The 6880-nt window shown below is 74.1% G+C and carries 4 protein-coding genes; all 4 read right to left on the bottom strand.

Annotation, left to right across the window (positions count from 1 at the left end; translation table 11 throughout):
• Positions 1-65: 65 nt before the first annotated feature.
• Genes E2651_RS39490 through E2651_RS39475 form a run of 4 tightly spaced genes read right to left on the bottom strand, consistent with a single transcriptional unit; the run spans position 66 to position 6713 of the window.
• The gene (locus E2651_RS39490) at positions 66-4238 is read right to left on the bottom strand and encodes a CHAT domain-containing protein (protein ID WP_245239499.1); all 4173 of its coding nucleotides are present in this window, start codon (positions 4236-4238) and stop codon (positions 66-68) included.
• 41 nt (positions 4239-4279) lie between these two features.
• Positions 4280-4942, bottom strand: a complete 663-nt coding sequence (locus E2651_RS39485; RefSeq protein WP_245239498.1) for an RES family NAD+ phosphorylase — start codon at positions 4940-4942, stop codon at positions 4280-4282.
• Positions 4943-4944: 2 nt separating this feature from the next.
• Complete coding sequence (locus E2651_RS39480; RefSeq protein ID WP_135336101.1) at positions 4945-5616, bottom strand: hypothetical protein; 672 nt, start codon at positions 5614-5616, stop codon at positions 4945-4947.
• The gene (locus E2651_RS39475; RefSeq protein WP_245239497.1) at positions 5613-6713 is read right to left on the bottom strand and encodes a hypothetical protein; all 1101 of its coding nucleotides are present in this window, start codon (positions 6711-6713) and stop codon (positions 5613-5615) included. Before E2651_RS39475 ends, E2651_RS39480 begins: the two co-directional genes overlap by 4 nt.
• Positions 6714-6880: the final 167 nt, after the last annotated feature.

The raw sequence follows: 6880 nt of genomic DNA, 5'->3' as shown, positions 1-6880 counted from the left end.
GGGCTGTGGGCGACGCGGACGGTTCCGTTGCGGACGGTGGTGCTTGCGGGGTAGGCGGGCCTTCCTCACTGCCCCAGATGCGTGAACCCCGCCCAACCGCTCAAGTCATCGGGATCCAGGGCCCCGGCCCGGACCCTCAGCAACGGCGGTAGATCCGGCGGGAGTTCGCGCTCCGGGTCCAGGATCCACAGCTGGGCCCTGCGCAGGGCCTTGGCCGGCGGCTCTCCCCGCGTACGCAGGAAATGGTGCGTCAGGAACATCAGGACCGACGTCGCGTCATCCGGTACCGGCCACAGCGAACCGATCACCGACCGCGCCCCCGCCACCAGGAACGCCGTGGACAGCGTGTACGCCTCGTTGTGGCCACGCCCCGACACATGACTGCGGCAGGCCGCGAGCAGCACGAGGCCGAGCCGCCCGCGACCACCGCCGCTCAGCGCCTCCGTCAGCTCCTCCGCCGCCAACTCCCCGCCGTGCAGGGAGAGATAGGCGGTGGCGCGTTCGTTCCGCGCCACCGCCGCGTGGCAGGCCAGATGCAGCACGGCGCCGCTGTCCTCGCCGCCCGAGCGCAGCCAGGTCAGCACCTCGTGCGGGGTGCCCGCGCCGTCGGCCCTGCCGCCGCTCCGGGTCCCGAGGAAGTGCCCTTCCGGGTAGAAGGCCCGCTGCACGGCGTCCGCCTCCTCGCCCGCGTACCGCAGGTCCCCGGTGGGGTTGCCCACCACCAGCGCCTGCCCGGTGTGCGTGACCGCGGTGCGCGCCGCCACGTCGCAGAGCAGCCGGGCGGACGCCGCGTACGAGATCTCCGCGTCCTGCAGCGCGTACCTGCGGCTCCCGCCGTCCCGCTGGTCCCACGCCGCGTGCCAGGGCACGAGCCCGAGTGCGCCCATCGGGACGAGGACCAGACGCGGCACGCGTCCCGGCGGCAGGGCGAAGGCGTCGAACAGCGGGCGCATCGCCGCGTACCAGGCCCAGCCGCACAGCCGGTCGAGCCGGTCGCGCAGGGCCGGCTGCCCGGCGGGCGGCTCGGGAGCCGCGTACCCCGGCACCGGGCCCATGTCCCGTGCGCCGCCGCTCGCGGGCGCGTACGTCCTGAGCGGCGCGGCGTCCTCCCGCAGTTGGGGCAGCGGAACGGAGTGCGTGTCGCCGCCGTTGGTGACGACGACGGCGGCGCCGCCTCCGTCGTCCGACGCGGGCACCAGGTAGACCAGCGCGTCCTTGCCGAGGGTGCGCAGCGCGGTGGCGATCTCGGCGGGCGTCGGCGGGTCGAGCAGCCGGTCCTGCGGGGTGCCTTCGCCCGGCGGCGCCTCCTCGCCGGTGAGGGCGGCGAGGACGTGGCGGCGGAGGGCGCTGGGGATCAGCGGCGGGGCCTGGGCGGTGGACAGCGGGCCCGCTTCCGGCGTGGCGGACGTGCCGCCCGCCTCCTGCCACTGGGCCGCCAGGTCCTCCCGGCCCACCGCGACGAGGCGGTCGCGCACGGTGCTCGAGGTGGTGGCGGCGTGCAGCACCAGGCCACGGCAGGCGTCCAGTGCCCGCACCGCCTGTTCGGGTACGTCGTCGCGCAGGCACCACCCGGCGACTTCGAGCGCCGCGCCGGTGGCCTGGGCCGCGGCCTGCGTGGCGTGGTCGGTGCCGGACTGCAGCAGCGCCGCCCACGCATGGCCGCGCAGGGCGTCGAGCCCGATGCGGCGGGCGTTCGCACGGTCGTCGTGGCGCAGTGCGGCGCGGGTGCGGTAGGCGCGGGCGAGGCCGAGTCCGGTGGACGCGTAGAGGCGGTGCTCGGGTCCTGCCGCCGCCTCGAAGGAGGATTCCAGGAGCGCGATGCCCTTGGCGAGACGGCGGTCGCGTTCGCGCGGGTCGCGCTGGATCTCGGCGAGCGCGCAGTGGCCGCCGCCGAGGACGTTCGCGTACCGCAGCCTGCTGTCACTGCCCTCGTCGACCATGTCGTGGGCTTCCTGGATCAGCTCCATCGACTCGACGAGGGCGATGGGGTCGCGGGCGCGCATCGCGCGGGTGAAGCGGGACGTCCCGTTGTCCCCGAGGATCCACGCCCGGTGGTCGCGCGGCAGCCGGACCGCCATCCTGCGCAGTGCGGCCACCGTGGGCCGTTCGGGCGGCGGTGGCGAGGCCGGGGCGCCGAGCTGCCGGGCGAGGTCGTCGCGCAGCATCAGGTCGATCTCTACGAGCGTCCACAGCTCGGCGCGGGACGGGTCCTCGGGGTCGAGGGCCGCGTGTGTCTCGCGAACCTGGGCGATGTGGCGGTCGGCGGTGGCGAGGTCGCCGCTCCTGAGCGCGGCCCCGGCGTCGAAGGACGCCTGTTGCGCATCCATGAGGCGGCGCACGTGCGGAGTGAGGGAGGGTCTGCCCCGCAGCTTCTGCCAGGCGTCGCGGGCCACGTCGCCGTCGTCCGCGCCACCGCCGAACTGACCCCGCTGCACGGTGGCCATCATCGTGGCGAAGTCCGCGCCGTGCCCAGAGGTCCCGCCGGCCCGCGCGTCCGCGGCGCGGGCCTGGGCGAAGTGGTCGAGCACCGTGTCCATGTCGCTGCCCGCGCCCGCCATTTCGTCCGCGAGGCGGCTGGTGCCCGCCGCCATGTGCGCGAGGTGCTGCCACCGCGGGTCGTCCTCGCCGTGCTGGAGCACCTCCTCGGTCAGCGCGTCCTTCTGCTCGGTGCTGACGTGTTCGCCGTGCGGGTCGAGGAACCGCAGATGGGTGAGGAGCCCGGCCGCGACGCCCGCGCGTTCGGCTCCCGGTTCCATCGCGCTCCACTGCGCGTACACGGTGTCGAATCCGGCCGCGAGGCGGTCGGTCCCGAAGCCGTTGTAGAAGCCGGGGTGGTCCTCGTCGGTGCCGCTGAAGTCCAGGAAGGATCGGCCCTCGCCCAGGTCGTCCATGATCGCGCGGTAGGCGTCGGCGACGTCGTCGCCCGAGCCGCCGGGGCCGGACCCACCGGGCTGCTCGCCGCGCACGAACCGGACCCAGCCCCTGAGTATCAGCGCCATCTTGTGGAGCTCCCGCTCCAATTGCGGGTCGGCGAGGGCGAGTTCGGCCGCCGCAGCCGCGTCGGCGACCCGGCGTGGGTCGGGGTCCTCCTGGTGGCGGGCGTACTGGAACACGCCGAGCAGCAGCGCCGTCCCCGCCACCCGGCCGTCCCGCTCGGGCTGCCACGCGGTGACCGCGCTCCGCAGCAGGCCGATGCCCCGGTCCCGGCCCTCCGCGTCGCCCCGTGCGCTCGCCCGCTCGTAGAGCAGCCGCCCGAAGCCGTCGAGGAACTGCGGCAGCAGCCCTTCGGTCACCCCGGGTTCGGCGAGCAGGGAGTTCAGCTCCACCTCGGCCGCCGCCCCGTGTGCCTGGTCCTTCCAGGTCGACCACATGAGTACGCGGATGAAGACGGCGCGGACTTCGGCTTCCACATGCCACGGCGGCCGCTGCCCGGTGCGGCGCAGGGCGTCGCGCTGCGCCGTGCCGAACGCCTCTCGCGCCTCCTCCAGTTCGTCCCGGTCGCCGGCCACCCTGCCGTGCGACAGGAGCGCGACCGCCATGCTGTGCCGGACGAACGGCAGGTCGGTGGTGGGCAGTTCCGCCTCGAGCACCGCGCGGTAGTGTCCGGCGGCCGTCGCCGCGTCCTCGGCGTCGCCGCGCAGCAGGCAGCGCTCGAAGCACAGGTAGCCGAGCGCCTCCCGCAGGTCGACCGCCTCTTGGCTGCCTTCCTCGAGGATCCCGTCGGCGTCCTCGATCCGGCGCACCGCCTCGTCCAGGAGCGTGCCGCGTTCGTCGCGGGTCGCGTTCGCGGCGTATCTCGTGTACCGCTCCTTGGAACAGAGGGCCAGCAGATGGCGCCCCAGTGCGCGGACGTTGTCGTACGCCTCTTCGTCGGCGGGCAGCGGTGCGGTGCCCGCGAGCAGCAACTCCCAGCACTCGTCGATCAGTTGGTCGGTGGGGTCGAGCTCGTACTGAAAGGCCCGCACGTGCGCGTACACGATCCGCCACGCATGCCAGTCGTCGTCCGTGCCCGGTGCCGCGAAGGCGTGTCCGAAGGCCTCCGCCGCGAGGTCCAGGTCCTCCGTTCCGGAGGCGCCGTCGGACAGCACGTGGATGCGGTAGCTCAGTTCACCCGCGTACGCGCACAGTTCGGGTGCGTCGGGGTCGTCGGACGCCAGCCCCGCGAGATGGTCGAGGAGCTCGGTGCGCTCCGCTTCGAGCTGCGTCAGGGTGTTCTCTTCGGATACGGGCACGGGCACGGGCACGGGGAACCTTACGTATCGAGACGTATCGAGAGAGCTCAGGGTGCGAGTCGCGCATGGTACGGCTGCAGCACGGAGTTGAGCCACTGCTCGCCCTCCGCCGTACCGAAGTCCACGCCGCCCCCTTCGACGGGCTCGGCGGCCGAGACGGCCCCCTGCGGGCACCGGTCGCCGAACAGCAGCACCGTCCGGTCACCCGGCTCCCGCTTCGACGACCAGACGAAACCCTGCGCCCACGGGTCGGTGTGCCTGCGGATCCAGTGTGCCCAGTCGCGCGTGTACGCGTAGTCGATCGCCTCGGTCTGCACGAGCCAGCTGTCCTGGTGGACGGCGGCCAGCTCCTGCGCGGTCATCAGCGACACCACCGTCACGTCGGTGGTGAGCCGGAGTGTCGAAAGGCGCCGCCCCTCGACGCTCACGCGCGGCAGCAGCCGGGGGCCGCCCGACGGGTCGAAGGGCAGGGAGCGCAGCAGGGTCTCGCAGACCGCGGCCGCCGGGCTGAGGCCCGCGTAGAGGTAGCCGTAGGGGTCGCAGGACGTGCCGTCGAAGCGGCCGCCGCCGTAGAGGCAGTGCGCGGGGTGCGGATTGAAGGCGGCTGCTTCCCGGTGGGACTTGTGTACGCGGTGCAGGACCGTGCCCCGCGCGAGGGTGACCTTGGCGGGGGTGCCGTTCATGGCTTCCGGCGGACGGTAGTTGGGCACGGTCACTCACCCTCCATCAAGAACCGGGCGGTGTCCGCGAGTTGGCGGTCCCGGCCGGAGCCCAGGAGCTGCGCGGGCGGGGTGCCGAGCCAGGCGTTGGCGGAGAGCCACCAGTCGGCGGCGCCCCACGGATCGCGGTCGGCGGCCAGCAGCGCGTTGACCTCGAGGACGACCAGCCAGGGCATCGCGTCCTCGGAGAACTGGAAGCTGGGCAGGCGCGGCAGCCCGCCGGCTCCCGGCAGCCGGATCAGCTCGGGCGCGAACGGGTTGCCGCCGTGCCGAAGGACCGTGTCGGCGTCCAGCGCCGGTGCGGAGAGCAGCCGTTCGCGGACCGGGCCGAGCACGGGGCCGACCATGCGGTGCCCGTCGATGAGGAGCACGGCGAGGTCCTCGACGCGGAACCCCTGGTAGCCGATGTCTTCGCCGGTCACCCCTTCGAGCTCGGCGTCCAGGGTGAGCCGCGCCTCTCCCCCGGCGCCGAACTCCTCCGGCATACGCTCCCGCAGCAGCGCCGCCGCCCGGTCGGCGGCGTCCCGCCGGGCGTCCTCGTCCGCGCCCCGGCGGCGTACGACGTCGAGGTGCGCGGCGAGGCGGTCGCGCAGCGGCTGGTCCAGCCGGTCGGCGATGCGGTCCCAGAGCGCGGCGGCGGCCGCGAGCACGGCGTACGGATTCACGGGTTCCCCCTGTCCTCGCGGCCGCCAGGACCGGCGAGCCCGGCCAGCAGCCGCTCGATGAGGTCGGCGCGCGCATGACGGCGTACGACGAAGTGGATGTCCCAGTCGGCGCCGCGGGCCAGCTCCGCCTCCACGGCCGCCCACAGCGCGCCGAAGCTCTCCAGGGGCGGCAGGCCGCCGCGGCCCGCGCCGAGCAGCGGCAGGCAGATGGAGGTGAGCGGCGGGTCGCTCGCGCGGGACTCCTCGGCGAGCAGCGCGAAGGCGCGGGCCACGCCGCGGGTCACATCGGCGGGCTGTACGTCGTAGTCATTGGTCTCGGGCCGGGGCACGGCCACCGCCACGTGGTAGATCCGCCGGACGCCCTGACCTGCGAGGGTTCCGGAGGAGGTGGCGACGACGGTGCCCGGAAGGGCCGCCCGGCCCGGTGCCCCGTGCCGGGCGGCCCACCCCCGTAACTCATCGTGGACATGGTCCTCGACGAGTCCCCCCGCCGGGTCCTTGAGGGCGCCGGCCCGCCGCAGCGTCGCCGAGACCGACGACTTGTAGGCGGCGGGCAGCGCGAAGTACGTGTTGGAGGGCGAGACGACGACGTCGACGTCCCGCAGCAGGTCCACGGAGTGGACATGCACGGTGACGGTCACCGTGCGGCCGTGCAGCGCGAGCCGCAGCTCGCGGTGGGCCGCGGGCAGCCGGGACGGTTCGCCGGTGGCGGTGTCCTCGCGCACCCGGCCCGCGATGTCGACGAGCTGCTCGGCTATCTGCCCGAGCACCATCAACTCATGGTGTTTGCGGAAGCGTTCGACGCTGACCCCGTACACCTGGGCCGCCCGTCTGCGCCGGTCGGCGGCCGGCCAGTCGCGGGTCCCCTGGGCGAGTCCGAGGCTGTACTCGGCGGCGGTCTGGAGGCTGCCGCCGCCGATGCCCGCGACGGCGGTCCGCAGCAGCCGCTCGACGGCACCGGCGGACAACTCGCCGTTGGCAGCGGGCAGTTGACCGGCGATGCGGATCAGCTCGGGGGTGTCCGTCTCGCGCAGTCTGACGACTCCGGCCCGCCGCACCTTCCTCACCTCCTCCAGTACCAATCCGTGATCGGGCATGTGAGGAGGGGGTGACATGGCGGCAAGGATCGCACCGGCGTCACACCCGTCACAAGCCCGTTCGGCTCTCCCCTCGCCTTCCATTGCACAGCGGCCGCCGGTCGGACTCCGGGCACGCGCGGGGCGGAAACCGGTCGCGGAGGGGCTTGTGGGGGCGACTTCCGGGT

Source organism: Streptomyces sp. MZ04 (assembly GCF_004684775.1).
Classification (GTDB): domain Bacteria; phylum Actinomycetota; class Actinomycetes; order Streptomycetales; family Streptomycetaceae; genus Streptomyces.
This window is presented reverse-complemented; position numbering and strand designations above follow the sequence as displayed.

Bases quoted from the DNA above. Each gene is read 5' to 3' on its own strand.
- E2651_RS39475 (WP_245239497.1), bottom strand. From the start codon at position 6,713: ATGCCCGATCACGGATTGGTACTGGAGGAGGTGAGGAAGGTGCGGCGG.